This is a genomic window from Paenibacillus sp. DMB5, from assembly GCF_001517085.1.
Classification (GTDB): domain Bacteria; phylum Bacillota; class Bacilli; order Paenibacillales; family Paenibacillaceae; genus Paenibacillus_AQ.
This window is the reverse complement of the sequence record NZ_LRAC01000120.1, coordinates 343,386-368,577: the sequence shown is the minus strand read 5'-3', so window position 1 is coordinate 368,577 and position 25,192 is coordinate 343,386. Positions and strand designations below refer to the sequence as shown.

The 25,192-nt window shown below is 49.4% G+C and carries 25 protein-coding genes; 19 read left to right on the top strand and 6 right to left on the bottom strand.

Annotated elements, in window-relative coordinates:
- The first annotated feature begins 9 nt into the window (after window positions 1-9).
- From AWJ19_RS13885 to AWJ19_RS13855, 9 genes are all read left to right on the top strand, one after another.
- Window positions 10-1,281 carry a lanthionine synthetase C family protein gene (locus AWJ19_RS13885; protein ID WP_068724540.1) on the top strand — a complete coding sequence of 424 codons (1,272 nt, stop codon included), beginning with the start codon at window positions 10-12 and terminating at the stop codon, window positions 1,279-1,281.
- Window positions 1,282-1,302: 21 nt separating this feature from the next.
- A complete protein-coding gene (locus tag AWJ19_RS13880) occupies window positions 1,303-1,854 on the top strand; it encodes a DUF5823 family protein (RefSeq protein ID WP_241781739.1) in 552 nt (183 codons plus the stop codon).
- A 14-nt stretch (window positions 1,855-1,868) separates the two neighbouring features.
- Window positions 1,869-3,662: an ABC transporter ATP-binding protein gene (locus tag AWJ19_RS13875; RefSeq protein WP_068724537.1), complete on the top strand. Its 1,794-nt coding sequence runs from the start codon at window positions 1,869-1,871 to the stop codon at window positions 3,660-3,662.
- A gap of 8 nt (window positions 3,663-3,670) precedes the next feature.
- A complete protein-coding gene (locus AWJ19_RS13870; protein WP_277815806.1) occupies window positions 3,671-4,267 on the top strand; it encodes an accessory gene regulator B family protein in 597 nt (198 codons plus the stop codon).
- A complete protein-coding gene (locus AWJ19_RS35835) occupies window positions 4,245-4,412 on the top strand; it encodes a hypothetical protein (RefSeq protein WP_198536561.1) in 168 nt (55 codons plus the stop codon). Before AWJ19_RS13870 ends, AWJ19_RS35835 begins: the two co-directional genes overlap by 23 nt.
- 86 nt (window positions 4,413-4,498) lie before the next feature.
- The gene (locus AWJ19_RS36615) at window positions 4,499-5,011 is read left to right on the top strand and encodes a hypothetical protein (RefSeq protein ID WP_241781737.1); all 513 of its coding nucleotides are present in this window, start codon (window positions 4,499-4,501) and stop codon (window positions 5,009-5,011) included.
- Window positions 4,975-5,736: a GHKL domain-containing protein gene (locus tag AWJ19_RS36610; RefSeq protein WP_241781736.1), complete on the top strand. Its 762-nt coding sequence runs from the start codon at window positions 4,975-4,977 to the stop codon at window positions 5,734-5,736. The genes AWJ19_RS36615 and AWJ19_RS36610 overlap by 37 nt, the downstream gene beginning before the upstream one ends.
- Entirely contained in the window at window positions 5,733-6,509 is a 777-nt protein-coding gene (locus AWJ19_RS13860) for a LytTR family DNA-binding domain-containing protein (RefSeq protein ID WP_068724534.1), read from the top strand. Before AWJ19_RS36610 ends, AWJ19_RS13860 begins: the two co-directional genes overlap by 4 nt.
- 41 nt (window positions 6,510-6,550) lie before the next feature.
- Window positions 6,551-7,309: a TraX family protein gene (locus tag AWJ19_RS13855; protein WP_068724532.1), complete on the top strand. Its 759-nt coding sequence runs from the start codon at window positions 6,551-6,553 to the stop codon at window positions 7,307-7,309.
- A 46-nt stretch (window positions 7,310-7,355) separates the two neighbouring features.
- Here AWJ19_RS13855 and AWJ19_RS13850 read toward each other — a convergent pair whose 3' ends face one another.
- On the bottom strand, window positions 7,356-8,408 hold the full coding sequence (locus tag AWJ19_RS13850) for an anthranilate phosphoribosyltransferase (RefSeq protein WP_068724531.1): 1,053 nt from the start codon (window positions 8,406-8,408) through the stop codon (window positions 7,356-7,358).
- Between the two features lie 12 nt (window positions 8,409-8,420).
- Window positions 8,421-9,017 carry an ANTAR domain-containing protein gene (locus AWJ19_RS13845; protein ID WP_068724529.1) on the bottom strand — a complete coding sequence of 199 codons (597 nt, stop codon included), beginning with the start codon at window positions 9,015-9,017 and terminating at the stop codon, window positions 8,421-8,423.
- 344 nt (window positions 9,018-9,361) lie between these two features.
- Between AWJ19_RS13845 and nirB the strand changes: the two genes are divergently transcribed.
- The 5 genes from nirB to AWJ19_RS13820 all read left to right on the top strand — a co-directional run bounded on the left by nirB (window position 9,362) and on the right by AWJ19_RS13820 (window position 14,353).
- Complete coding sequence (gene nirB / locus AWJ19_RS13840; protein WP_068724527.1) at window positions 9,362-11,794, top strand: nitrite reductase large subunit NirB; 2,433 nt, start codon at window positions 9,362-9,364, stop codon at window positions 11,792-11,794.
- Between the two features lie 19 nt (window positions 11,795-11,813).
- Window positions 11,814-12,125: a nitrite reductase small subunit NirD gene (gene nirD, locus AWJ19_RS13835; protein ID WP_068724617.1), complete on the top strand. Its 312-nt coding sequence runs from the start codon at window positions 11,814-11,816 to the stop codon at window positions 12,123-12,125.
- A 30-nt stretch (window positions 12,126-12,155) separates the two neighbouring features.
- On the top strand, window positions 12,156-13,031 hold the full coding sequence (locus AWJ19_RS13830; protein WP_068724525.1) for a formate/nitrite transporter family protein: 876 nt from the start codon (window positions 12,156-12,158) through the stop codon (window positions 13,029-13,031).
- A complete protein-coding gene (gene cobA / locus AWJ19_RS13825) occupies window positions 13,028-13,804 on the top strand; it encodes a uroporphyrinogen-III C-methyltransferase (protein WP_068724524.1) in 777 nt (258 codons plus the stop codon). The genes AWJ19_RS13830 and cobA overlap by 4 nt, the downstream gene beginning before the upstream one ends.
- Before the next feature lie 216 nt (window positions 13,805-14,020).
- A complete protein-coding gene (locus tag AWJ19_RS13820) occupies window positions 14,021-14,353 on the top strand; it encodes an iron-sulfur cluster biosynthesis family protein (protein WP_068724522.1) in 333 nt (110 codons plus the stop codon).
- A gap of 92 nt (window positions 14,354-14,445) precedes the next feature.
- On the opposite strand, the gene AWJ19_RS13815 is transcribed toward AWJ19_RS13820, so the two are convergent.
- The gene (locus AWJ19_RS13815) at window positions 14,446-15,204 is read right to left on the bottom strand and encodes an SDR family oxidoreductase (protein ID WP_068724520.1); all 759 of its coding nucleotides are present in this window, start codon (window positions 15,202-15,204) and stop codon (window positions 14,446-14,448) included.
- Window positions 15,205-15,354: 150 nt separating this feature from the next.
- Here AWJ19_RS13815 and AWJ19_RS13810 point away from each other — a divergent pair, with 150 nt between their 5' ends.
- Both AWJ19_RS13810 and AWJ19_RS13805 read left to right on the top strand, forming a co-directional pair.
- Window positions 15,355-15,840 (top strand): FGGY family carbohydrate kinase, encoded by a 486-nt coding sequence (locus AWJ19_RS13810; protein ID WP_068724518.1) that lies wholly within the window; start codon window positions 15,355-15,357, stop codon window positions 15,838-15,840.
- Window positions 15,837-16,730: an FGGY-family carbohydrate kinase gene (locus AWJ19_RS13805; RefSeq protein ID WP_082707878.1), complete on the top strand. Its 894-nt coding sequence runs from the start codon at window positions 15,837-15,839 to the stop codon at window positions 16,728-16,730. Before AWJ19_RS13810 ends, AWJ19_RS13805 begins: the two co-directional genes overlap by 4 nt.
- 65 nt (window positions 16,731-16,795) lie before the next feature.
- On the opposite strand, the gene AWJ19_RS13800 is transcribed toward AWJ19_RS13805, so the two are convergent.
- Complete coding sequence (locus tag AWJ19_RS13800; protein WP_068724515.1) at window positions 16,796-17,278, bottom strand: GyrI-like domain-containing protein; 483 nt, start codon at window positions 17,276-17,278, stop codon at window positions 16,796-16,798.
- 675 nt (window positions 17,279-17,953) lie between these two features.
- Entirely contained in the window at window positions 17,954-19,195 is a 1,242-nt protein-coding gene (locus AWJ19_RS13790) for an MFS transporter (protein ID WP_068724512.1), read from the bottom strand.
- Window positions 19,196-19,309: 114 nt separating this feature from the next.
- Between AWJ19_RS13790 and AWJ19_RS37295 the strand changes: the two genes are divergently transcribed.
- Both AWJ19_RS37295 and AWJ19_RS37290 read left to right on the top strand, forming a co-directional pair.
- On the top strand, window positions 19,310-20,245 hold the full coding sequence (locus tag AWJ19_RS37295; protein ID WP_068724510.1) for an ABC transporter substrate-binding protein: 936 nt from the start codon (window positions 19,310-19,312) through the stop codon (window positions 20,243-20,245).
- A gap of 11 nt (window positions 20,246-20,256) precedes the next feature.
- Entirely contained in the window at window positions 20,257-21,090 is an 834-nt protein-coding gene (locus AWJ19_RS37290) for an ABC transporter substrate-binding protein (RefSeq protein WP_068724508.1), read from the top strand.
- 48 nt (window positions 21,091-21,138) lie between these two features.
- On the opposite strand, the gene AWJ19_RS13775 is transcribed toward AWJ19_RS37290, so the two are convergent.
- The gene (locus tag AWJ19_RS13775; protein ID WP_068724506.1) at window positions 21,139-24,252 is read right to left on the bottom strand and encodes a glycoside hydrolase family 2 TIM barrel-domain containing protein; all 3,114 of its coding nucleotides are present in this window, start codon (window positions 24,250-24,252) and stop codon (window positions 21,139-21,141) included.
- Between the two features lie 108 nt (window positions 24,253-24,360).
- Here AWJ19_RS13775 and AWJ19_RS13770 point away from each other — a divergent pair, with 108 nt between their 5' ends.
- Complete coding sequence (locus AWJ19_RS13770) at window positions 24,361-25,182, top strand: AraC family ligand binding domain-containing protein (protein WP_068724505.1); 822 nt, start codon at window positions 24,361-24,363, stop codon at window positions 25,180-25,182.
- Window positions 25,183-25,192 lie beyond the last annotated feature (10 nt).

The window sequence follows — 25,192 nt, the reverse complement described above, 5'->3', positions numbered from 1 at the left end:
GAGGGTTTTATGGCAGGTGAAGCGGTCAGAGACCATTTATCTGAAATGGTCAGGAATAGTGCGGAAGTTTTCAAGGATATGAGCAAAGTACGTACACTTATAATGAAGCATGCCATGCATGATTACCCTGAAATGGATCTTCTTTCGCTGGCCTCGGGTTATCCGGGAATCAGTATTTTTCTGGATAAGCTGGATGAGGTATACCCGGAGGAGGGCTGGGATGTGCTTGCTTTCCGCTATAATCAGGAGATTGTGCGGTTAGCCGGCAGCATGCCGGTTCATTCTCTATCTCTTTACTCAGGGTTGGCCGGTCTCATCTTTATGTTTAACGAATGCTCAAGAGGCTCAACGAGATATACACATGTTCTGTCGCAGCTCCTTGATGTGTTTTTTGACAGCTACCCAGCGTTTTTTGAAGAAACAAGGAGTAAGCTGGAAGGCGGCTTGCTCGTGGACAGCGATCTGGATTTGATTTCCGGATGGACGGGAATCGCCGCTGTTTTGATGGAGGTAAAGGAGCAGCAGGTTCATTACTCCGGCAGACTGGTTGGAGCGCTTAATCAAATCCTGCAGCTGATTACCGGGGCCGTGGGCAGGCTGAATAATTTTGAAAAGCTTTCTGGACAGAGCGTCTACTACAATCTGGGCATGGCACACGGAATTACAGGGGCGATTAACCTGCTGTCTGTTGCCAAGCTGCGGCATTATCCTATAAATGGATTAAGAGAAGTGCTGGAAGTGGCGGGGGCATTCCTGAAAGGGAACATCCGGCAGTGGCATGGCACCTCCGTTATACCCAATATGGTTATAGCAGATCCGGAAGCCGGGAATGGGCATAATCCGTCGTATCACCGTGATGCCTGGTGTTATGGTACACCGGGAGCATCTGTTGCACTGTTCCGCTTAGGCCTGGCGCTGGAAGACGACTTAATGCAGACAATGGCGGTGCAATTGTTTAATACTGTCTATTTACGGCCGGATGGGCTAAGAAAGGTAATCTCACCAACAATTTGTCATGGATATGCCGGACTGCTGCTGATTCAGGAGCACTTCAGGCGTGCTGCTGGCTTGGAGGGCGGGGAGGAGTTTCTGCAGCGTCTGCTGGAGCTGCGGAGTGCAGAGGATCTGTTAGCTTTTGCTGACATTGAGGGAACTGCCGAGAAGCCGGTCTGTCTGGATAAAGTCGGGCTACTCGACGGATGTGCAGGTGTACTGCTGACACTGTTGACCTATGACAACAAGCATTTATGCACTTGGGAACAGATGCTCCTGTTCAGCTAAAAGGAGGAAACGTTGATGTTCATGTTATTAAAGGAAATTATTACTGTTACGGTGGGACTGATCACCGACTTTCTTTCCTTCCAGCTTGATGCGTATTTCTATATCTGGTTCCTGGCTCTGTTCTTTTCAAGCCTGGCAGCGACCCTGGTCCAGCGGGCGGAAGGGAAAATAGCCTACAGCAAGGCGGAATGTGTCGGAATCAACTTACTGGCTATTGTTCTATACCTCGTGATCGGAACATTATTAGCCAGATACTTTATGAGCTTTGAAGATCAGCAGGTGATCGCCGATGATAAGATCATGTTATACAAAATCTCATTTATGCTGACATCTGCTGTGATTTTTGTAGATATTGTCCTTGACCGTCTGAAAAAAGAGCGTAAATTTTCATATACTCTAGAGTTTTTCGCCGGAAGTGCCGTATGCTTTTTGCTATTCCAGATAAGCAATCAGACAGATTGGATTGGAACGAGGCTGTCCCTGTCTTACATTATCATGGTGGCGATAGCAGCAGGTATCTACACGCTGGCCATGAAGTTTTTGCTCGAATACGAAAATCATAAAGAAAAATAGGTGAGTACAGCAGAATGGAACTGAAAATGGAGCAACCGGGAATTGATAAAGCCGGCAGAGACCAGAAAACGGCCAATTCCCTGCTGGCATTAATTAAAATAGCAAGCTGGCCCAAACTGGCGCTGGCATGGACCATCGTATTCACTCTCATTTCAGCTGCTTTTTCCCTGGTCCTGCCGGTTATTACAGGGAATCTTGTAGATAAAATATCAAATTCTCAGCTGTACGTCCGGGACGCAGCTATGCTCCTTTTGCTGTTTATGGCCGGAGGGGTGCTGAACGCTGTTTCTGCACTTTTACTCAGATATGTGGGGAGTAAATTTTTCCGGGAGCTGCGGCTGAAAATATGGGATAAAGTCATTCATCTGCCGGTTAGCTATTTCGACAACAATGAAAATGGAAAAATTATCAGCAGAATGACTAACGACCTGGCTATTGTCAGTAATTTTCTGGCTATCGCCTTGCCGTCTGTTATTGCCGATATGCTCATGGTCACCGGCTGTATAATCATGTTATTTGTTCTGGACTGGAGATTAATGAGCGCATTGGTGGCACTAATTCCTGTAACTGCGCTGCTCATCTACCCTATTGGCAAAAGAATAAATAAGGTTTCTGTTGAGACGCAGAATGCAGCGGCGGATTTCTCAGGCGAACTGGCAAAAATCCTCTATAATATCAGGTTTATTAAAGCTACGACCTCAGAAAAGCTCGAGATCGCCTATACGCGGAGAATTCTTAACCGGATTTTCCGGCTGAACATCAAAGAAGGGGTTTTGTCCGCCGTTATAGAGCCTATTGTTACAATTGTTATTATGATGGCTTTGGCGGGGATGTTCTGGTATGGAAGCTCTGGGATTGCCGGCGGTAGAATTACTACTGGAATTCTAGTATCCATGATCTTTTATTTATTTACAATGGTCTCACCATTAACCCAGCTGAGCAGTTTTTTCACAGAGTTTCAGAAGGCTAAAGGGGCAAGCAAGGAAATTTACGCTATTTATGGCCAGCAGGATGAGAAGCAGAGGCTTCAGGCAGCTTCGGTACCTGGAAAATCAGAGGAGACAGCGTATGACTGCCTGAATTTTGATAATGTCTCTTTTGCTTACAGACAGGATCAGCCTGTGTTATCCAATGTAAGCTTCTCTCTTAGCGGCTGTACAACGACTGCAATTGTAGGTCCGTCGGGTTCAGGAAAAACCACACTTTTTTCATTGCTTGAGAAGTTTTATGAGGAATATAATGGGAATATATCTTATAATAGTGTATCTTTGGATAATATCAGGACGGATGAATGGCGGCGTAAAATTTCTTATGTCATGCAGGACAGTGATCTGCTGGTAGGATCGGTTAAGGACAATCTGATATATGGGCTGAACAGAAGAGCGGACGACCAGGAGATTTATGAAGCGCTTGACCGTGTAGGGTTGAAGGAGGTGATTAAGCAGTTGCCGGAAGGACTAGATACCTTTGTCGGTGAAAGAGGAGTTAAATTATCGGGCGGGCAAAAGCAGCGGATTCAAATCGCCAGATGCCTGCTTGCAGATCATGACATTCTACTGTTTGATGAGGCGACAGCTAATCTGGATAGTGATTCAGAGCAGCTTGTGCATGATGCCATCAGAATGATTTCCAAAAGCAAAATGACGATTATTATCGCTCACCGCCTGTCTACGATTTACAAAGCCGACCAGATCATTTTTTTGGACAGGGGAGAAGTAACGGGGATAGGTACTCATCACGAACTTATGCATAGGCACAGTAAATATCGTGAATATGTACAATTTCAGTTTCCCGTAGAACGGAGTTGAGAAGGGCTGTGCCGTTGTATCATCGATTGTCTGTATGGCTGACAGATACATACTTGCAGGATAACGATATGGAAGAGGAGAAACGCTCCTGTGTGCTGTACTACATAGAGAATATGCTGGCCGGAGCAGGAAAGATCCTGCTTGTCCTGATTACTGCAGCGCTCTTCGGTATATTTACCGAAACGGCAGCCATGCTGCTGTCTTATACGGTTGTCCGGCAAAAAGCATTCGGCTGGCATGCCCGCAAATCTCTGCATTGTACCCTGGTGAGTCTGCTATGCTTTGTGTTTGTCCCGCTGCTGCTGCAGGAAGTGGAATGGAACCGGTTTTTGCTGGTCGGAATAGGCCTGCTTTCTCTCACTTTGTCTGCCAGGTATGCTCCGGCCGATACAGAGTATAACCCGCTGGTGAACAGGAAGTTTAGAAGAGCCTGTAAAATAAAGGCTGTCCTTCTTAATGCAGTATTCCTTTTAATATCTGTCGTGCTCGGCTTTAACCAATGGTTCATATTCGGGCCGTTTCTTGAAGCGATTGTTATAACACCACTATTTTATTCCATTATGAGAAGGAGTTATGCCAACTATGAACAATATCAAGAGTGTTGAAGTACACGAAGGTAACAATGTCCAGAGCGGACTCAAGGCGAAGCTGGTCGAGTATATGAGTAAAAAAGGCGGAGGCGGGGGAATCTGCTTCGGATTATTTTATGAACCGGTCAATCCAAAGCTGGAGAAACTGATTAAAAAATGATGACTGCCGGAATTTATTTTTTGCAGTACACCAGTTATCTTGTAATTTATCATATGGTGAGCAGCAATGGTCCGGGACTTTTCCGCATGAATTATAAAATGCTGCTCTTTTTACTGCTGTATTACTTTATCGGGATAACCGCCCTGGATCAATTCGGGCTGATAGTTTATCCTGTTTTGTTTGTGCTACTGACCGTATACGGGTGGCTAATCGACAAATATGAGTCCTTGTGGGTAATTGGCTTCCATGCCATATTGACGCTCTTTATAACTACACTGCTAGGTTATTTCACTACAGTCATCAGTTATGCGGTTCCTTATGAATTTAGCTTTGGATGGTCGGCTCCTCTTCTGGCAGCCGTTTCACCGCCGCTGATCTATCTGGCGTTCTGCAAACTGGTATTCTACTGGTTCCCTGCTCCGGCGGTCAAACTTTTGAAGCTTTACCGGAATAAGCTTATAGCCGGAGCTTCGCTATTCCTGGTCGTGGGTAAAATCGGGCTCGGCTTCATCATTTATTCGGAATCTGCAAGCAACCATCCGTATCCGAGCGGTTTAAGATTGTGCTGCTGCTGGTTGGGGTTACTGTTATTTTTCTGATGATCATTAACTGGCTATATCGATTCCTGCGGGAACGTGAGCTGGAGAAGAATAAGACTGATCAATATATGCAGCTGCAGGCTTATATTATGGAGATTGAAAAAATGTACGAAGACATCCGCAGCTTCAGGCATGACTATGCCAACATTCTGCTAATGCTGGATGAGGGGATCAGAACTGGAGATCTGGGTATGATCAAGCGGATATACGAGCATTCGATTCAGCCGACAGCGTCACAGTTAAACGGATACTCGTACAGGCTGGACAATCTCATAAATCTGGATGTAAGCGAGCTGAAGAGCATCATAGCCTCAAAAATGCTGATAGCACAGAAACGCGGAATCGATATCAGACTGGAGATAGAGGGCAGAATCAGCGAAGTATATATGGATATTATTGATCTCTGCAGAGTGGTATCCTGTTTTCTGGATAATGCCATTGATGCTGCGCTGGAATCCGGTAACCCGATGATAAGCATTGTTTTGATTCATGAAGCTGATATTCAGACGATAATGATCAGAAACTCATACAGTCAAGCCGCGCTTGAAGGGATTTCTGTCGATGATCTTTACAAGCGGAACTTTTCCACGAAAGCAGCCAACCGGGGGCTTGGCTTATATAACATATCCAGAGTGCTGCACAGTAACAGGTATGCTGCTCTGGATACCAGAAAGGAATCGGAATTTTTTATGCAGACATTAATATTAAAGAGAGCGATATCATGAATATTTTTATTCTGGAGGATCAGTTCATTCAACAGCGTATCATGGAAAAGTTAGTCCGCAAAGCCTGTGAGGAGCTGGGTATCCGCTGCAGAAATCTCGTTGTCACCGCCAAGCCGGATTTGCTTCTTCTCGAATCCAAAGCCTGTGCGAATAATTTGTATTTTCTGGATATTGAAATTTCAGGCTGCGAAACCAAAGGACTGGAGGTTGCCCGGGAAATCCGGAAATACGACGCTCACGGCCATATTGTTTTTGTGACAACACATAGCCATTTATCTCCAGTCACATTTAAATATAAGGTGGCTGCTCTTGATTTTATTGTTAAAGTTGCTGATCAGGATGAGCTGGAGTTAAAGATTAGAGAAATTCTGACCATTGCCGATGAAAGAAAAACAGTGGTTGATGATAATGACTGGTTCGTATTTGATAACAAGTTCACGAAATTTCAAATCCCCTTTAACAGCATTTATTACTTTGAAACAACTGATATTCCCCACAAAATCCGTCTAGTTTCCGAGAACAGAACACTTGAATTCTACGGGGATTTAAAGGATATCGAGGCCAAAGATCCGCGGCTGTTCCGGTGTCACCGGGCATTTATCGTAAACCTGATGAAGGTGGAATCCATTGATAAAACCAAGAAGGAGATCATCTTTCAAGGCAATCTGAATTCCGGTGAGCCTAAGCGGATGATTCCCGCTTCGCGCCAGCTGTTGAAGCAGCTCTTGGAGAAGATAGGGGACCGGGGCCTCCTGCATCAGTCGAATTTTTGAGTACCAAGGGATAGGAGTTAAAAGAAAGAAGGGGGAGGGACATGGGACAAGGGACTGCCGTTCGGGCAGAAGTAAGAGGCTTTGATGCAGCCAGCTTAAAGCTTATAGCGATCATGGCAATGCTGGCCGATCATACCGGAGCATTATTTTTTCCTGATTTTCTGGGATTTCAGGTGGTAGGCAGAATTACACTGCCTATTATGGCTTTTTTTATTGCCGAGGGTTATCTCCATACGAGAAGCTTTATAAAATATGCACTGCGTCTTGCTGTAACCGGGCTGATCAGTATTGTGCCTTACGGACTGGTTTTCAATGACTGGTATGGCTCGGGTAATATTATGTTGACGCTACTGTTGGGCTTGTTGGCCATTCGGGTCTATGAAAATACTGCAAACCATATACTCAGATATTCATTAATTTCAATACTATGCGGGATTTCGCTTCTGGGGGACTGGAGTGTAACCGGAGTGGTTATGATTCTGGCCTTTTACGCGGCACGTAAGCAACAGAAGGTTTACAACGGATGGATACTTGCGCTCATTGGGTTTATGTTTGTCTTCGGGGTAGCCATAATATGGGCGGTACCTGATTCTCTGGCCATAATGGGCATGCATGACAGTACAATGAACAGATATTTGTATCCTTTTGCGGTTGGGGGAGCAGCTATTATTGCCGTTCCGCTGCTGTCCCGTTATAACGGAGAAAGGGGAAGAGGAATGCAGACCTTTTTTTACCTGTTTTATCCGCTGCATTTGCTCGCCCTTTATCTCCTTAAGCTGGCTTTAAAGCTTTATACATAATTATTCCGTAAGAGAAAGTATGGGGTGTAGGGCATTTATAGCTGGCCTAGAGCTTAAACTGCTCCAGTGCAGGCGTTCTGCTGCCAAGCAGCGCACTCCGCCATTGCTCATACACCCTCCAGGCTCTGCCGTTGTCGAGCAGATGCTTGCAGATATATACACCTTCCTCCAGCGAACCGGCTTTGCCGGCCAGATGCAGCCGGGCCGCGCCGTTCAGCAGGGTCTGGTTGTAAAAGGCCATGTGGCCGCCGCCCTGCAGCACTTCTTCTGCAGTCTGCAGCTGCAGACGGGCAGTCCAATCCAGCTCCGGCACCTCCGTCTCCAAGCCCAGCAGCTCCGGGTCGATAATATCGAGCTGAGCCTGGCCCTCAGCCACTGTGTACACGCGGTTTGGTCGGTCGATGAACAGATCCTCGGACCCCTCCGCTCCTTGCACAACCAGACCTTTACTATAACCAAGCTTAATGATCAGCCTGGAAATCCGGTCGAAGACGGTATTATGGTAGATACCAAATACAATGTACGGGGAGCAGGAGTAGTCGATCAGCTTCTCGGCAGTATTCAGAATCGTCCGCATGCCGATGTCTTCTCTTAACGGCCGCAGGGCGCCGAGCGGCGGACACCACTGGTCCGCCTGAGCGAATAACACACCGCTTGTCTCCGCGGCTGCAATAGCCTCATCACGTGAAAGCCCGGCAACACGAACGCCGGAGGCCTCTATAATATCCTGCAGCGTAATACCCCATTTCGGCGGAAGCGGCGCTGCACCATGCAGCGTAACAGGAATACCTGCTGCTGCAAGCACAAATGCTGTCGGGAAGGTAGCAATGAATGAGTTCCTCCGGCCGTCATACGGACCGGCACAGTCCAGCCCCTGCAGTACAGGCTCACGGCGGGCGTACTTGCGGCAGACCGCGACAAACGCCTCTAGCTCCTCGATACTCTCCAGCTTGATCCGCTCGGCGATCAGAAAAGCTCCGATCTGCACGGGAGAGGCGGTCTGGCAGAGAATTGCCTCAGCTGCCGCTACTGCTTCGTCATAACTCAAGTCCCTGGCGCCGCGCTTGCCTCTGGCTACTTCTTTTAACAGGTTGATCATATCGGATTCTCCTTAAGTTTGATCCTGGAGCAGCTGGTAGACCTTAACGATCGAGGTGGCTACATCCACCATCCGTTTGCGTTCATTCATTGCCTGCTTGCGCAGGAGGTCATAGGCTTCGGATTCACTGATGTTTTTGGCCTTGGACAGAATCCCCTTGGCCATATCAATCCATTTGCGTTCCTCAATCCGTGCGAGCAGCTGCTCCTTTTCTTTGTGCCACTGCTGGCGCTCGAAGCATTGTCTGGAGCTGAAATGAAGAATCCAGTGGATCTCCTGCTCATGCATGTAAGGGGAGAGGATTCCGTCCACAATAATATTGTCACCGCAGGCGGAGACAGACAGGTCAGCAGTAGCTGAGGTACACCACCAGAGGACTGGGGCGGTTTTGTGCTTGAGCAGCTTTCGTCTCCAGAGCTCAATTTCGGTGACCGGCATACATAGAAGGGTAGCATCGGCGTCCCGGATTAATATAGAAGCCTGCTCCTCACCGGTTGCCGTCCAGGTCACATATCCGCAAGCTTCAAGAATACGCCCGGGACTATGCTCGGAGCGCGCCTCTGTGTCGTTCTCTGTTCTGCCGTTCTGAATCAAGAGCAGGGAATGCATAGCCAGACGCTCCTTTACAGGATCTTCAAGATCTCATTCATATTAAAAACAAGGAACTGCCACATTAAATAATATGTAATATTATATAACACGGATCAGGCTGTTTTGTCGATGAATTAAATTATTTAAAATTTATATGTCATAATTGTTGACGTTTTGGGATCGGCTGTAGTATAGTCGATTTAACAAATTTAACAATTGAACGGATACAACGGTGTATCCGGCTTTAGCGGCAACGGCGCCTGCTATCACTTTTATCGCAACGGGAATGTAATGTTTCCGGGCGGAGTGTAGCGGGCTATTTCTGTTGATTTCTGGTGTGTATATAGAGAGGAGAGAGGCATATGTCAGATGTACGCAAAAAACTGGTATTAGTCGGAAACGGGATGGCGGGGGTCAGAGCCATTGAGCATTTGCTCAAGCTGGCACCGGATGCTTATGAAATTACGATTTTTGGTTCTGAGCCTCACCCCAACTACAACCGGATCATGCTGTCATCTGTCCTGGCGGGTGGAGCGGACATGAACGACATCATCATTAATGACCTGGAATGGTATCGCAGTAACGGCATCAGGCTCTATACCGGACATACTGTAACTTCTATTGATACGGTGAACCGGAAAGTTCACACCGATAAGGGAGTGGAAGCCGGCTATGATGAGCTGATTCTGGCAACCGGGTCCAATCCGTTTATGCTTCCCCTGCCTGGTGCAGACAAAGAGGGTGTAATTGCCTTCCGCGACATCAAGGACACGCAGATTATGCAGGAAACAGCCAAGACTCACCGCAAAGCGCTGGTTATCGGCGGAGGTCTGCTGGGTCTGGAGGCGGCCAGGGGGCTGCTGCATCTGGGTATGGAAGTCTCGGTTGTCCATATCAACGAATATATAATGGAACGCCAGCTGGATGAGGCTGCTGCAGTCATGCTGCAGAAGGAGCTCGAAGCGCAAGGCATGAAGTTCCTGCTGAAGAAGCAATCCGAAGCCATTCTCGGCAAAAAAAGAGTCAAAGGCCTGCTGTTCGCAGACGGTGAGGTCGCTGAAACGGATCTGATCGTCATGGCTGTCGGCATCAAGCCGAATGTGGAGCTGGCCCGTGGAAGCGGCATACATGTGAACCGCGGAATTATCGTCAATGATTACATGGAAACGAACATTCCCGGCATTTATGCTGTGGGGGAATGTGCCGAGCATCGGGGAATTGCCTACGGTCTGGTCGCCCCGCTGTATGAGCAGGGAGCCGTTCTCGCTAAAAGACTGGGCGGAGCACAGACAGAAGGCTATGCCGGTTCAGTTACCTCAACCAAGCTAAAGGTATCCGGGGTTGACGTATTCTCGGCAGGACAGTTCATTGAGCAGCCCGGCTCCAGATCACTCAGGTATCAGGACGAGATCGAGGGAGTCTATAAAAAGCTGGTGATACAGGAAGATAAGCTGATCGGCGCGGTTTTGTTCGGAGATACCAGTGACGGCGCACCGCTGTTCTCGCTTATCAAGAACGGCGAGAATATCAGAGGCAAGGAAAAAGAGCTGCTGCTCGGCATTTCCTCTGATGCACTGGGTTCAACGAAAGGACCTAACCGCCTGGAAGCGATGGCTGACGATGAGATTATCTGCGGCTGCAACGGGGTCTCCAAAGGAACAATTGCCGAGGCGATTCAGTCGGGCGGCTGCACCAGCGTGGGCGATATTAAAGCGTGCACGAAAGCTTCTGCCTCCTGCGGCGGCTGTAAGCCGATGGTGGAAGGTCTGCTCCAGCTGTACGCCGGAGATAAAGCCGTTAAGGTAAAAGAAGGTATTTGCGGCTGCACTACCCTTGGACGCGATGAGATTGTGGCCGAAATCAAACGGATGAAGCTGATGACAGTCAAGGAAGTTATGCATGTACTGAACTGGAACAACGAAGAAGGATGCACCAAATGCCGTCCTTCCCTGAACTATTATCTGGGGATGCTGTGGCCGGATGAGTATGTGGATGAAAAAGAGTCCCGGTTTACCAACGAGCGATACCACGCCAACATTCAGAAGGACGGAACCTATTCCGTTGTACCGCGCATTTACGGCGGAATAACAACTCCGGCGGATCTGATCAAAATTGCCGAGGTCGCTGTCAAGTTCGATGTTCCGATGGTCAAGTTCACCGGCGGCCAGAGACTGGATCTGCTGGGTGTCAAAAAAGAGGATCTCCCGAAGATGTGGGAGGAGCTGGATATGCCTTCCGGCCATGCTTACGGCAAGACACTGCGTACGGTTAAGACCTGTGTCGGCTCAACCTTTTGCCGTTTTGGTACACAGGATTCGATCGGAATGGGAATCCGGCTGGAAAAAGCTTTTGAGCGGCTGAACACACCTTCCAAGGTAAAGCTTGCTGTATCCGGCTGCCCTCGTAATTGTGCTGAAGCAACTATTAAAGATTTTGGCGTTGTGGCGATTGATGGAGGCTGGGAGCTGCATATCGGCGGTAACGGCGGGGTGCATGTCCGTGCAACGGATCTGCTCTGTGTAGTGAAAACCGATGACGAGGTACTGGAGTGGGCAAGTGCTTTCCTGCAATATTACCGGGAAAATGCCATCTGGAATGAGCGGACCTCCACCTGGGTAGAGCGGGTTGGACTTGAAAGCATCAAGCAGGCGCTTGAAAATCGCGAAGAGCGGCTGGCCCTGAAGGAGCGGATTGAAGCAACGCTGGCTCTGACAACCGACCCGTGGAAGCAGATTGTCAATGAGCCGGAGCTGCGCAAAAACTTCACCCCGATCACAGAACCTGAAACGGTATAAGGAGGTCCTATCCATGACAATGACCAAAGTGCTCGTAGGCAATGTAAAGGATATCGACATTAAAGGCTCACGTAAGCTGCAAATGGCGGGTACTGAAATCGCTCTGTTTCGCCTAACAAGCGGGGAAGTGTTTGCTATTGAGAATAAATGCCCCCATAAAGGAGGAGCCTTATCGGAAGGTATGGTGTGCGGCTCCAAGGTGCACTGTCCGCTTCATGATTCCCGGATTGATCTGCACAGCGGAAATGTGCTTGCTCCGGATACCGGACATGTGAAGACCTATGAAGTTGAAGTGGATCCGGCCAGCGGACAAATTTATCTGACAATCTGATGCTGATTATATAATACAGGGGGATCCGTTATGGATTATGTGAAACCGAATGAAGTGCTGTCTTCCATGATTGAAGCCGGAAAAACGAAAGCAGAGCTCACCATCCTGCAGCTGATTGTGCGCGGCGGACTCGGCGGGGCAATCCTTGCCTGTGCGACAACCCTTGCTTATACGGCCGCAGCGCAGACCAAGCTTCCGGTGATCGGTGCGCTTTTGTTCCCGGTGGGCTTTGTGATGATTATTCTGCTCGGCTTCGAGCTGGTTACCGGCAGCTTCGGCTTAATCCCCCTGGCGGTTCTGGAGAAAAAGACAAAGGCTGCACGCATGCTGAACAATTTCTTCTGGGTCATCATCGGTCATCTGATCGGCTGTGCAGTGTATGCTGCGTTGTATGGACTTACAATCACCAAGATGGGCACGGACATGTCGAATCCGATGATCCAGACACTGATAACCACAAGTGAAGCCAAGACCACTGCCTATAAAAACATGGGCGCAGACGGCATGGGTCTGGCTTTTATCAAGGCGATCCTCTGTAACTGGATGGTTACCCTCGGCGCTGTACTGGCGATGACCTCCAAATCTACCGCAGGCAAAATAGCCGCAATGTGGCTGCCGATTCTGACCTTTTTTGCCCAGGGCTTTGAGCATACCGTCGTCAATATGTTTGTCATTCCGGCGGGAATGATGCTGGGGGCCAATGTCAGCTTCGCTGATTGGTGGATCTGGAACGGAATCCCTGTACTGCTGGGCAATTTGGTAGGCGGCGTACTGTTCACCGGTCTGCTGATTTATCTCGCCCATAACGGCTTCCGGTCAGGCCGCTCCGCAACAATAGTTGCAATGCCATCCCGTCATGGCGAAGGCGCCATTGCCAAGACAGCTATTCAGGAGAAAAGCCTATGAGAGAGGGCAGAGAAGGGATCATCTCAATTGTAGGTGCAGGGCCGGGAGATCCGGAGCTGATTACAGTAAAGGCTATGCGCTGCATCCAGGCGGCGGACGTTATTCTCTATGACCGGCTGGTGAACGAGGAGCTGCTGGATTATGCACCGGTAAAGGCCCTCCGCATTTATTGCGGCAAAGCACCAGGCCAGCATTCCATGCCGCAGGAGTCCATCGAGCGGCTGATGATTATGCACGCTGCTGCTGGTAGCAGGGTAGTCCGTCTGAAGGGCGGAGATCCTTTTGTCTTTGGCAGAGGTGGTGAAGAGCTGCTTGCTGCCGCTGACGCCGGAATTCCCTTCGAGGTCATTCCGGGGATCACGTCGGCGGTCGGCGCAGCCGCCTCAGCCGGAATTCCGCTGACTCACCGCGGAGTGGCTACCTCCTTCGCTGTAGTCACCGGGAGCCGCTGTAATGATGCAGCCGAGCCGGTCCGTTGGGATGCCCTGGCTCACAGTGTCGATACCTTGGCCATTTACATGGGAATGAGCCAGCTGGGGGAGATTACGGAGCAGCTGATCAGGCATGGCAAAGACCCGCAGACCCCGGTGGCCTTGATTGAAAAAGGCACGACGGCTCAAGAACGGACCGTTACAGGAACGCTCGCGAACATCGTAAAGCTTGCAGCTGTGATGAAGATCAGCAACCCGGCGATGATTATCATCGGGGAAGTGGTTAATATAAGAGAGCAGGTGCTTGGTCTGCAGCATGAAGCACGTTTCGGCACGGGCTAACCATTAGATGGTGAGTGCGGTCACACGGGAAGCTGATGCAGCAGGACATATGTTTTCGGGGTTGTTTTGAAAGATAAGAAAGTATATGTTTCACGCCATACTATATCCTTATCTTTCTCTCAGAAACGGATACCGTCCTTATAAGGACTGCGTAGTCGTTTCAACTTGTGATATACTCTATATACATTTTGCACAGCACCAAGGAGGTAATCACTTATGCAAGTTCAACTGGATGCACTCACTACAGAGCGGCTGCAAGCAAGCCTGGCGGGACAGCCCGGCGCGTTCAAGATGTTTTATGATACTGAGGACTGCGGCTGTAACGGAGTTCTGGTCCTGCAGATTGTAGACGGGCCGAACGCGACAGACATTGTTTATGAACAGGAGCCGTTCACCTTTATCGTTGACCGCCAGCAGGAATCGTTATTCGATAAGGTTATGCGGATTCAGGCGGAGGTGAACTATCCTTCTTATAAGGTGACCAGTGACTCCACGCTGTACGGCAGCAATGTCAGAATACGGGATAAGCGTCAGCAAGCGGTACAATAAACGAACACCCAAACAGCAGCCCTCAATTGAAGAGGAGCTGCTGTTTTTTGTTGCATGAATTTTTCTTTTATATCGATATGCTCTGATAAAGCCTAGTAAGCCGTCCACCCGCCGTCCGCCGTAACGACTGCCCCATTCACAAAGCTGGCTTCATCGGATGCCAGGAACAGGGCTAGTGCTGCGATTTCCTCCGGCTTGCCGTTGCGCGGATTAAGCGCCAGCCCAGCTTGAATACGGCCCATTCCGAATTCGTTAATGTGCGTCATGGTTGAACCGATATTCGTTTCGACTCCGCCAGGCGCAATTGCATTGCAGCGAATGCCTTCTTTGGCATACATGAAGCCGGTGTTCTTGGTGAAGCCAACAACTGCATGTTTTGTGGCTGTATAAGAAGCGCCAGCCCGTGCTCCGAACAGACCGCCGGCCGAAGCAACGTTGATAATGACTCCGGCTTTCTTTTCCAGAAAAACAGGCAGTACTTTACGGGTGGCGCGCATGACTGAAGTAGTGTTTACGGCAAAAATCCGCTCCCACTGTTCATCCTTTATGTCACCTGCAGGCTCGAAATTATCCATAATCCCGGCATTGTTCACCAGAATATCTACAGTACCATACGTCTTGACAGTGGTGTCGATCAAGTTTTGGATATCTTCCTCAGCCGCCACATTGGTTTTGACCACTATGGCTTCACCGCCGCCGGCTTTGATCTGGTCCACGGTTTCTTTTGCCGCGTCTGCATTAATATCAGAGACTACTACCTTGGCGCCTTCTTTGGCATATACAATCGCAATCGCCTTGCCCATTCCTGAGGCGGCTCCTGTTACTATAGCAACTTTGTTCTGAAGTCTCATGTTCAACAAGCCCCCATATCCTTTAATCTGCGCATCAGTCGGTTAGTATCCTTCATTTAAGCTAAACTATGCAGCGGATTCCGGCAAAATTGAACCGTCTTCCCTTTGTTGTATATACTAGAGTTACTTTTGAGGAGAAGAGGATCGCAGATGAAGTTTATCGGACTCGATATCGGGACTACCTCCATTACGGGGCTCGTGTATTCGCTGGAGCATAAAATGGTACTCTGCAGTATTACAGAAGAATGCGACACAGCTGTTACCGTAGACCACCAGGAATGGGAAAGACTCCAGGACCCTGAAGTGATCTGTGAAAGTATCGTCCGTATGCTGGAGGAGCTGCTTAAAACGGAGGAGGATGTTATGGGAATCGGCCTGACTGGGCAGATGCACGGCATCGTCTATACAGATGGCAATGGGCAGCATGTCAGTCCGCTGTATACATGGCAGGATGGCAGGGCAGCGTTACCATGTGACGGCGGGATTACATATGCTGAAAAACTTAGAATTTTGACAGGCTATTCTATTCCTCCCGGATACGGGTTAGCCACCCATTACTATAATCTGCAGCAGGATCTGGTTCCGGCCGGGCCGTCAGCTTCTGCACCATTGCCGATTATGTTGCCCTCCGGATGACTGGCGGCATAATGCCTGTTGTCGATGCCACTCAGGCTGCAGCCATCGGGGGCTACAGCTTTTCACTGGAAGACTTTGATTATGCTGCAATTGGACGGGCGGGAATCGCGACGGAAATGCTGCCCAAGGTTGTACCTTCCGGAACGCTTGTTGGACATACTCCAGGCGGATTGCCGGTTTACTGCTCGCTGGGGGATAATCAGGCCAGCTTCCTTGGAAGTGTTCCGTCTCCTGAGCGATCGGTGCTGATTAACATTGGTACCGGAAGTCAGCTGTCCGCATTGTTACCGGACGGTGAATACAACATAGAAGGGATTGAGACGCGGCCTTTTCCCGGCGGCGGCAGACTGGCTGTCGGTGCAGCGCTCAGCGGAGGGAAAACGTATGCGCTGCTGGAGCAATTTTACCGGGATGTGATCCGCTGTTATACCGGTGAGGAACCGGGGGAAATGTACAGCTTCATGGAGCGGCTGCTGCATAGCGCAGAACCTTCAGTACAGGATCTTACGGTAAGTACCCGGTTTCTTGGGACCCGGGCTCAACCGGAGCTGCGCGGCAGCATCAACCAGATTTCGCTGGCCAACTTCACACCGGCTAATCTTACGCACGGGTTTCTTCAGGGGATGGTGGACGAGCTTTATACTTTTTATGAGGCACTGATCTCCGTAACCGGTAATCCATACACATTCATCATCGGATCAGGCAATGCGCTCCGGCTTAATCCTGTTTTGTGTGATAAGGTTGGCAAAGCTTTTGGGTTGCCGCTTGCATTCAGTTTATCCATTGAGGAAGCTGCTGTAGGGGCGGCATTAAATGCTGCAGCAGGGGGAGGGTTCATAACCGGCTTCCGGGAAGCCGGTCAATACATCGGGGTGGATCAGCCGGAATGATTTGAATCGAAAAATAAAGGCCATCCTCTATGGACGGCCTTTATTTACGGGCAATGGCAATGCGGTTATTCAATAGCGATATAAATTTCAATTTGTGTATTGGCCGGATCGTAGCTTCTGGTATCGTACAATTCAAAATCTCCCGTGTACGTTCTAACCTCCGGCGATTCTTCGAAATACGACCAGATTTCTTGCCAGGCTTGTGCAACCACTTCATATGCAGGACCCGATTGTGTCTGGAATACGAGGTACTTGCTCTCAGGAATGGACTTTATCTCGAACAGGTTGCCGTCCTGCACTGGAGCATCGGCAGTTTCGTGTCCGATTAAGGTAGTATAAGCTCCGTTTGCATCACTTTCATAATCGGTATAGAGTGCGTAAATATAATTCGGATTCTTGATCTCAGACCTTGCTGCCAGATTGCTGTTGAAGTAGCTTTCCCATAGCTTGGGCAGTCTTCCATCCGGGCCGGCTTCTTCTGCATTTGTAGTCCTTACGGAAACTCCTGTTACCATCATTTTTGGTTTCATAATCGTATAAGTTTTCATGTTAATCAACATCCTCTCTATAATCTTAAGTATACAAGGGGAAAGTTGACTACCTTCTGTCATGTTTGTAAGCAGAATGCAGCTTAATTGCAATCGTACGGGGCGGAAGGCTATAATAGCTACTATATCTTTTCCAACCCGCGCCAGAAAGTAGGATTACTATGAAAGCCGTAATGTTGTTACTTTGGGGAATTGTCCTGTTTATCTTCACCTGCGCCGCAGATTCAAGCTTTTGGAGCAAGGGGGTAATGCCTTATTTTCACCTGACCCCGGCCCGGATTTTCATAACCTGCTCCAGATGGACATAAGGTATACTGAACTCTTCATCACCCGCAAAATCGGCCACTTTATAGGCTTTGCAATCTTCGGAATGCTGCTCTACCGGATTAACCGCAGTTACATAAAAAGTATCGTTTGGTCCATAGCTTTCGCTGTGTCTACAGAAATATTCCAGCTTTATTTCGGGCGGGACGGAAGAATATACGACATGGTGAATGACTCTGCAGGGATCGTAGCCGGTATCGTTCTTATAGCAGTGGTTAAAAGGTGGACCGGAGCTGCCGGGCTACAGGCAAGACGCAGGTGAAATTAAAGTAGTTAGTAATCAACAGCTAAATAAAATGTGTGGAAAAAAACGGCGTTCATTCTAAGAAACAGAATGGACGTCGTTTCCTTTTAACAGGATTGGCGTTGTCTCCATAGCGGACTCAACAGGCAGCCGGTGAAAATCAGCAGATTAGCAGCAATGGTGATCAGGAACACAGTTCGCGGGCCTGACAGCTCTGAGATCCAGCCGGAAGCTATGATCGCAACCGGCATACCCAGCTTAAATATAGAACCGGTAATGCCGCTTACCCGGCCAATCAGATGATAAGGTGTTGTCTCCTGACGGAATGTCCAGATGCTGACTGTGCTTATGGTCTCGAAGCAGCCATACAGAAACAGGCCTCCGGCGAGCAGATATGCTGAATGTGACATATAAAACAGAATCCCTGTCAGTCCGGTAAATAAGCACGACAGCGTGATTAAGCGTCCAACCGGAAACAGCTTCCGCAATTTAACGATCAGCAGGCTTCCGGCCAGTCCGCCGAGCCCGGCGGCCGAGAATACAATCCCGAGTTCAAGGTTGTTCAGCATAAGCTCATCCTTGGCAAAGAAAATAATAGTAGTATCCACCATGCCCGATGTACTGTTCAGGAACACCACGGCAATGCTCATAGACAGCAGCAGACGATTGCTGCGCAGCTCGGCCCAGCCAGCCTGCAGTTCTTTCCAGAAACCCTCTCTGCTCACGGCTGCAGCCCTTACAGGCTCATTAGTTCTGATAAAGCTTAAGGTTACGAACGCAAGACTGAAGGCAACTGCTGTAAGCAGCAGGGCTTCATGCATTTTCGGCAGCATAAGCAGCAGCCCGCCCAATACCGGACCGGCAATGCTGATAAAGGTGGTGACGAAGTTATAGGATGCATTCGCGGGTGTTAACATCGGGAGAGGAAGGGAATGCTTGACCATAGCTACCCGGGCGTTGGAATAAGCATAGCCGAAAGTCATTAGCGTAAAGCCGGCCACATAGAACATTGGAGCAGAATGGTGCCCGTGCTCAATCGCCAGATATAATACAGCCAGAATGACAATCTGCAGCAGAATAGCTGTTAAAGACCATCTTTTCTTATGTACCCTGTCCACGATTACACCGATGAACATCGCCAGCAGCAGGTTCGGCAGAAACTCAATCCCGCGCATCGCGGACATAACCACGGAGGATTTCGTGAAGTCATAGAGTATGAGGGGGAGCGCAAGCTCGTAAATTTTGTTTCCCAACGCCATAACGGCTCCGGCGCCAAGCAGAACCATAAAGGCCGGGCTGCGCCAGATTGAAGGGACTGCCGGTTCTGTCTGTATTGTTGTTTTAATCATTTTAATCACACACTCCTCTTTACTAACGGGTTGCCTCAAATTATACTTTTACAAAAGTAGAACAAAAATAGAAAGATCATTTGCAACCTTTCGCCTTTTAGAGGAGGAGTAGTAGTGGACATAGAGGAATATTATTTGCAGCTAAAAAACCATTACCCTGCACAAGCTGACGGCGAGTGGTTTCCGGTCACAATAAACGAACTGGCGTTAGTCTTTGACTGCACCCGCCGTAATGCGCAATTTCTGATTCAAAAGCTGAAAGAGCAGCATTTCATCGGCTGGAAATCCGGACTGGGCAGGGGCAATTCGTCCCAGCTGGCCCTGCTGCGCAATAAAGATGAATTAATTCTCGCCAGAGCTCAAACCTTAAGTCTGAATGGACAGCTAAGTGAAGCCTTTGCATGCATACAGGCAAGTGAACGGGAATCGGTTCGAGCTGAATTTCATACATGGCTGGGCAACTGGTTCGGTGTGCAGAAGGAGCGGACTGAGGAGGATGTCCTGCGTTATCCGTTTTACAGGCCTGTCCTAGATCTTGACCCGATGAAGGTCGTGCGGCGCACAGAAGCGCATTTAATCAGCCAGCTGTTCGACACTTTGACCCGATATGATCCGTTCAGCAAAAAGCTGAAGCCTGGACTGGCTCATCACTGGGAGCATGACGGGACGTTCAGACGCTGGACCTTTTATCTCCGCAAAGGTGTGCTGTTTCATCACGGCAAACCCTTTAAGGCTAAGGACGTGCAGTACACATTTAATAGGATCCGGCAGTGGAACGGGGAGGACTGGCTGATTAATAGTGTGCAGGCCATAGAAGTTGCCAATACATACAGTGTCTGCTTTGAGCTGAGGGAAAGGAATGCGCTTTTTGCACATTTTATCGCTACTGAACGTTTCTCCATTGTACCGGATGATCTGGAGCAGCTGGATGCCAGACGTAACTTTGCACGGTTGCCGGCAGGCACGGGACCATTTTGTATGCGGAATAATACAGAGTCGATGCTAATCATGGACGCTAATGAGCATTACTTTGCCGACGTCCGTTTTTAGATGTTATTGAAATGTGGGTCTGGCCTGATTATGAGGAGGAGCTGCGGCATACACAGCCTTCCGGACAAGCGCAGCTGCTGTATTTTGAAGCGATTGATAAGGGGGAAGCCCAACAAAAATTGAACCAGCTGGAATTGGGCAGCACTGTTCTTACCTTTAACCTCTCCAAGCCGGGTGTACTTCAGGATTATAGTTTGCGCCAGGCTATACATTTTGCTCTCAGCCGAGAGTATATGATTCGTGAGCTGAAAGGAAGAAGAAATAAGCCCTCATCAGGATTTCATCCCGGCTATTATAATGCTGATTATGGAAGGGATATATCAATAGAAGCTGCAAGAAAAAGCCTGGAACAATCCTCTTATAACGGAGAAACGCTGCAGCTCTATACCTATGAATATTTCAGCAATGAGGAGGATACCCGCTGGATTATGGCAGCATGCAGCCAAATAGGAGTCCAGATAGAACTCACTATTCTGCCGATCCGAGAGCTGTCACAGGCAGAGGTGATCCTGCAGGCGGATATGATCTATGCTGGAGAGGTGCTGGGAGATCAGCCTGCCATCACTCTAATTGAAATGTACCGCTCTATACACGGGTATATCCGCAATCATCTGCAAGCCCCGCTAAGGGCAAAAATAGATGCTATAGTCGCTGATGCCTTGATTGAAACGGGTGAGGACGAGCAGCTGAATGTGCTTAGAGAGGCTGAGGAGGAGCTAAAGCAGCAGCTGAATGTGCTGTTTATATACCATAGTGTCCAGGAAGTCGGCTATGACCGTTCTCTTCACGGCATATCTCTAAATGCGTGGGGGAAGATCAACTATAAGGACGTCTGGGTAAAATAAAAGGAGAGTCCGCATAACGCGGACTCTCCTTATAACTAACGATACGTCCTATTTAGGTGAAATGGTAAACCGGAAGAAGTACGGCCGGTTAGCAGGCAGCATAAATTCCTTGTGAATCGGCGCTCCCCAGCTGTCATCGCCGCCGACACCCATCTGCTTGTAGTTCACGCGCAGTACGGTTTTGTCTGAGGTGGGCAGCTTATATACATGGTCGCTTGCTTCAAGCTCATCCGGTGTCCATGGCATTGCATTAAGCTCGAACAGGGATGGAGCATCAATCTTGAAGCCATGGCCGTCTGCACCGTTTGTCAGTGAGGCGAATCTGACATCGGTCTTGTTGCCAGATTCCTGCGGTCGCAGGTAAGGGGTGAATTGGTCACTGACCTTACCGCTGTAGCTGCCGACAGCTGCACTGGTGTTCCGGTCCCAATGGTTCTCATGCGGGCCGCGGCCATACCAGGAGATTGTATCAAGCCCGCTGTCCAGCACAAACATCATGCCGAATTCCGGAAGCTCAGGCAGACTGCTGCTGCCCGGATTCAGCTCCTGGCTGATCTCAACGGAGCCGTTACTGCGGACATCGTATTTCACGCGCAGGATGGAATCCGGACCAGTGAATAATACATAGTCTGCAGAGATCGTGCAGCGGTTGTCTAGAGCCTCAAAGCTGAAGCTGATCAGGCTTTGGCTGCTTGAAGCTTCTTTCCATACAGCGCTGCGCTTGTCGAGACCGTTACCCAGATCGTTATCGGTCACCGCTCTCCAGAAATTGGTTCTGGCCGGCAGCAGGAGCTGTTCTTTGCCATTTGCCACATAAGAGTAAAGCTCACCGTTTGTTGTATTAAACGAGACGGAGAACGCTTCTCCGGAAACCGTAACATTGTCTTCCTGCTCGGTTACCTGAAGCGATCCGCTGCCAGCGGCAGGGCGGCTGGCGGCAATCCATGGCACCAGAACGAACTGCTCCCAGGCAATAACATGACCGGCTTCTGACCATTCTGTAGCTTCAGGCTGGGTGAAGGAGAGGGTCAGTACAGCTTCCTTATCGTTCAGCAGATCGCTGGCTTCATAAGGAATGGCGACTTCAACCGTTTCACCCGGCGCTGCAGATACCTGCAGAGAGCCTTCCTGCGCAGTTTCACCGTTCAGAGATACATTCCAATGCAGCTGATATTCGCTCAGGTCGGTGAACAGGTAGTTGTTCTTGATCTGGAAGCTGCCTTTTTGCAGGTCAAGGGCTGTGAGCTTGATGTACTGATAGCATTTTTTGACCTCAAGCAGCTTCGGAGTCACGGCACGGTCAGCAAACAGCAGTCCGTTTCCGCTAAAGTTTCCGTCATGCGGGTTTTCACCGAAATCGCCGCCGTAGGCCAGATATTCCACTCCATCTGCGGTTTTGGTCCGGATCGCCTGATCCACCCAGTCCCAGATGAATCCGCCCTGGATGATGTCGAATTGATCGAACAGCTCTGTGTAGAGGTGCAGCCCGCCGCAGGAGTTACCCATTGCATGGCTGTACTCGCAGAGAATGTACGGCTTTTTCGGGTTGTTTTTGGCATAGTGCTCAACCTCATGCGGTCTGATGTACATTGTGGACTCGATATCGCTGGCAGCCTCGGAAGGTCTGTAATGGAAAATCCCTTCATAATGCACCGGACGGGTCGGATCCTCTTCTCTCAGATAATCGTGCATGGCAATAAAGTTGTCGCCGCCGAAGGACTCATTGCCCAGTGACCAGATGATGACCGACGGATGGTTCTTATCGCGTTGCATCATGGAATTACAGCGGTCGATAACGTTGGCCAGCCACTCCGGTCTGCTTGCCGGAACGTTCGTCTCGACGAGCTCTTCCTGGCCGTATTTCCAGGAGCCATGGGTCTCCAAATTGGTCTCGTCGATTACATATAAGCCGTATTCATCGCATAGCTCATACCAGATAGACTGGTTCGGATAGTGGGAGGTACGTACGGCATTGATATTATGGGACTTCATCAGCTGCACGTCACGGATCATATCCGCTTTGGAGAGCGCGCGTCCGGTGTCACAGGAGAATTCATGGCGGTTGGTGCCCTTCATGACAATGCGCTTGCCGTTGATTTTCATCAGGCCGTCTTTAATCTCGAAGGTGCGGAAGCCGACTCTGGTGCTGACAAATTCCTGTACCTGCTGCTGATCGTCAATAACGCTAATAACTGCCGTGTACAGGTATGGCTTCTCTGCGCTCCACTTCTCCGGATTTGCGATATGCCGGCTAAGCTGGATCTCCTGCACATCCGTTCCATTAAAAGCAACAGCGGCAGACAGCGGCTGCTCCCAGAGCGCCTGCTTTTGTGCGTCATAGAGCTGTACTTCAACCGAATAAGGCTTCATTCCGCTGTTAAAATAATTCTCCAGCTGGATCTTCACCTTCAGCTCGGCATCGGTATATTCTTCGTCAAGCTCGGTTACTACAGAGAAGTCAGTAAGATGAACCTGCGGAGCTGTATACAAGTAGACGTCGCGGAAAATCCCGCTCAGACGCCAGAAATCCTGATCCTCCAGCCAGCTTGCATCACACCAGCGGTAGACTTCTACAGCCAGCTTGTTCTCGCCTTCCCGCAGATAAGCGGTAATATCATATTCCGATGGAGTAAAGGTATCCTCGCCGTATCCGACCAGTTCGCCGTTCACCCATACATAAAAGGCCGCTTCGACCCCCTGGAAGCTGATGAATACTGGCTGTCCTGCCCAGCCTTCAGGCACCGTAAAGGTTCGTGTATAAGAGCCGACCGGATTGTACTTTGTAGGTGCAAAAGGCGGCTTCAAGTCAGGCTCGGAAACGGCCCACGGGTAACGGACATTGGTATACTGAGGGTAGTCATAGCCCTGGAACTGCCAATGCGAAGGCACCGGAATTTCGGCCCAGCTGCTGTTGTCGTATTCCAAGGTATAGAAATCCTTAATCCGCTGCTCCGGAGTCTCTGCAAAAGCAAACTTCCAGCTGCCGTTAAGGGAATGATAGTTCGGGGACGCTGCGAACTCGCCCTGAAGTGCCTGCTCTACAGTTGTATAGGAGATCATGGAGGCATGAGCCGGCAGGCGGTTCAGCTGAAAGATTTCGGGATTGTTATTCCATTCGGGATAACCGTTGGCTGGTGGTTGGTAGTCTAGCTTCTTGCGCACATTAACATCTCCTTGTATTGTTATATTCATATTATAGAACGCCAAAAGGCTATAGGATATAAAAGGATATTAGTGTCTTATAATAAAATATGAAACAGGTGGATAACTATGAAGAGCATGATGGTGTTCTGCGCGGTGGATGATACGATTCAGCTGCCGCTGTATTCTACAACGATTGGATATTGGGAGCATCAGGAAGAAACCGCACGTCCTGCCGGATTTCCCGATTACCAGCTGCATCAGGTGCTGAGCGGTAAAGGGGAACTGACAGTCGGGGAGAAGCGGTATGTAGTTGGACCCGGAGAGATATTCTTCACCTTCCCTGATATACCTCATTCCTACACACCCATTAGCCGGGAATGGGAGCTGGCATGGATATCGTTTAACGGGAGAGAGGCAGGGGGAATGCTATCATATGCTGGTATCCGGGAATCAGGAGTCCGGAGATTGAGGGATATTGAGCTTCTGGTTCCGTTTCATGAGCTGCTTCAGCTGCCGGATGCCAATGATCTGGACAATAATCTGGAGCGCTCCAAGCTGCTGTATGCGATGCTGCTCGACCTGAAGCGGAATCTCCCGCCTGCCAGCGAGGAGGATGAGCTGGTGCGGATCAAGCCGGTGCTGGAACATATTGAGCAGCATCTGCATCGGGCACTGCCCTTGAAGGAGCTGGCAGAGGTGATTTCTGTTTCGCCGCAATACCTGTGCCGGCTGTTTCAGCGGACGGTTCATGACCGGCCGGTGACCTATATCAACAAGCAGCGCATTAACCGCAGCAAGCAGCTGATGTTCCAGCAGCGGGAGAAAAAGCTGTATGAGATTGCCCAGCTGACCGGCTTCGAGAATGCCAGCTACTTCTGTGCTGTATTCAAACGGTTGACCGGTATGCAGCCGGAGCAGTTCAAACAGCTGCACGGGCTGGATACATGATAATAGGAAA

Coding starts and splice junctions, on each gene's coding strand:
- AWJ19_RS13885 (WP_068724540.1), top strand. CDS start 10: ATGGCAGGTGAAGCGGTCAGAGACCATTTATCTGAAATGGTCAGGAAT.
- AWJ19_RS13880 (WP_241781739.1), top strand. CDS start 1,303: ATGTTATTAAAGGAAATTATTACTGTTACGGTGGGACTGATCACCGAC.
- AWJ19_RS13875 (WP_068724537.1), top strand. CDS start 1,869: ATGGAACTGAAAATGGAGCAACCGGGAATTGATAAAGCCGGCAGAGAC.
- AWJ19_RS35835 (WP_198536561.1), top strand. CDS start 4,245: ATGAACAATATCAAGAGTGTTGAAGTACACGAAGGTAACAATGTCCAG.
- AWJ19_RS36615 (WP_241781737.1), top strand. CDS start 4,499: ATGAATTATAAAATGCTGCTCTTTTTACTGCTGTATTACTTTATCGGG.
- AWJ19_RS13860 (WP_068724534.1), top strand. CDS start 5,733: ATGAATATTTTTATTCTGGAGGATCAGTTCATTCAACAGCGTATCATG.
- AWJ19_RS13855 (WP_068724532.1), top strand. CDS start 6,551: ATGGGACAAGGGACTGCCGTTCGGGCAGAAGTAAGAGGCTTTGATGCA.
- AWJ19_RS13850 (WP_068724531.1), bottom strand. CDS start 8,408: ATGATCAACCTGTTAAAAGAAGTAGCCAGAGGCAAGCGCGGCGCCAGG.
- AWJ19_RS13845 (WP_068724529.1), bottom strand. CDS start 9,017: ATGCATTCCCTGCTCTTGATTCAGAACGGCAGAACAGAGAACGACACA.
- nirB (WP_068724527.1), top strand. CDS start 9,362: ATGTCAGATGTACGCAAAAAACTGGTATTAGTCGGAAACGGGATGGCG.
- nirD (WP_068724617.1), top strand. CDS start 11,814: ATGACCAAAGTGCTCGTAGGCAATGTAAAGGATATCGACATTAAAGGC.
- AWJ19_RS13830 (WP_068724525.1), top strand. CDS start 12,156: ATGGATTATGTGAAACCGAATGAAGTGCTGTCTTCCATGATTGAAGCC.
- cobA (WP_068724524.1), top strand. CDS start 13,028: ATGAGAGAGGGCAGAGAAGGGATCATCTCAATTGTAGGTGCAGGGCCG.
- AWJ19_RS13820 (WP_068724522.1), top strand. CDS start 14,021: ATGCAAGTTCAACTGGATGCACTCACTACAGAGCGGCTGCAAGCAAGC.
- AWJ19_RS13815 (WP_068724520.1), bottom strand. CDS start 15,204: ATGAGACTTCAGAACAAAGTTGCTATAGTAACAGGAGCCGCCTCAGGA.
- AWJ19_RS13810 (WP_068724518.1), top strand. CDS start 15,355: ATGAAGTTTATCGGACTCGATATCGGGACTACCTCCATTACGGGGCTC.
- AWJ19_RS13805 (WP_082707878.1), top strand. CDS start 15,837: ATGACTGGCGGCATAATGCCTGTTGTCGATGCCACTCAGGCTGCAGCC.
- AWJ19_RS13800 (WP_068724515.1), bottom strand. CDS start 17,278: ATGAAAACTTATACGATTATGAAACCAAAAATGATGGTAACAGGAGTT.
- AWJ19_RS13790 (WP_068724512.1), bottom strand. CDS start 19,195: ATGATTAAAACAACAATACAGACAGAACCGGCAGTCCCTTCAATCTGG.
- AWJ19_RS37290 (WP_068724508.1), top strand. CDS start 20,257: ATGTGGGTCTGGCCTGATTATGAGGAGGAGCTGCGGCATACACAGCCT.
- AWJ19_RS13770 (WP_068724505.1), top strand. CDS start 24,361: ATGAAGAGCATGATGGTGTTCTGCGCGGTGGATGATACGATTCAGCTG.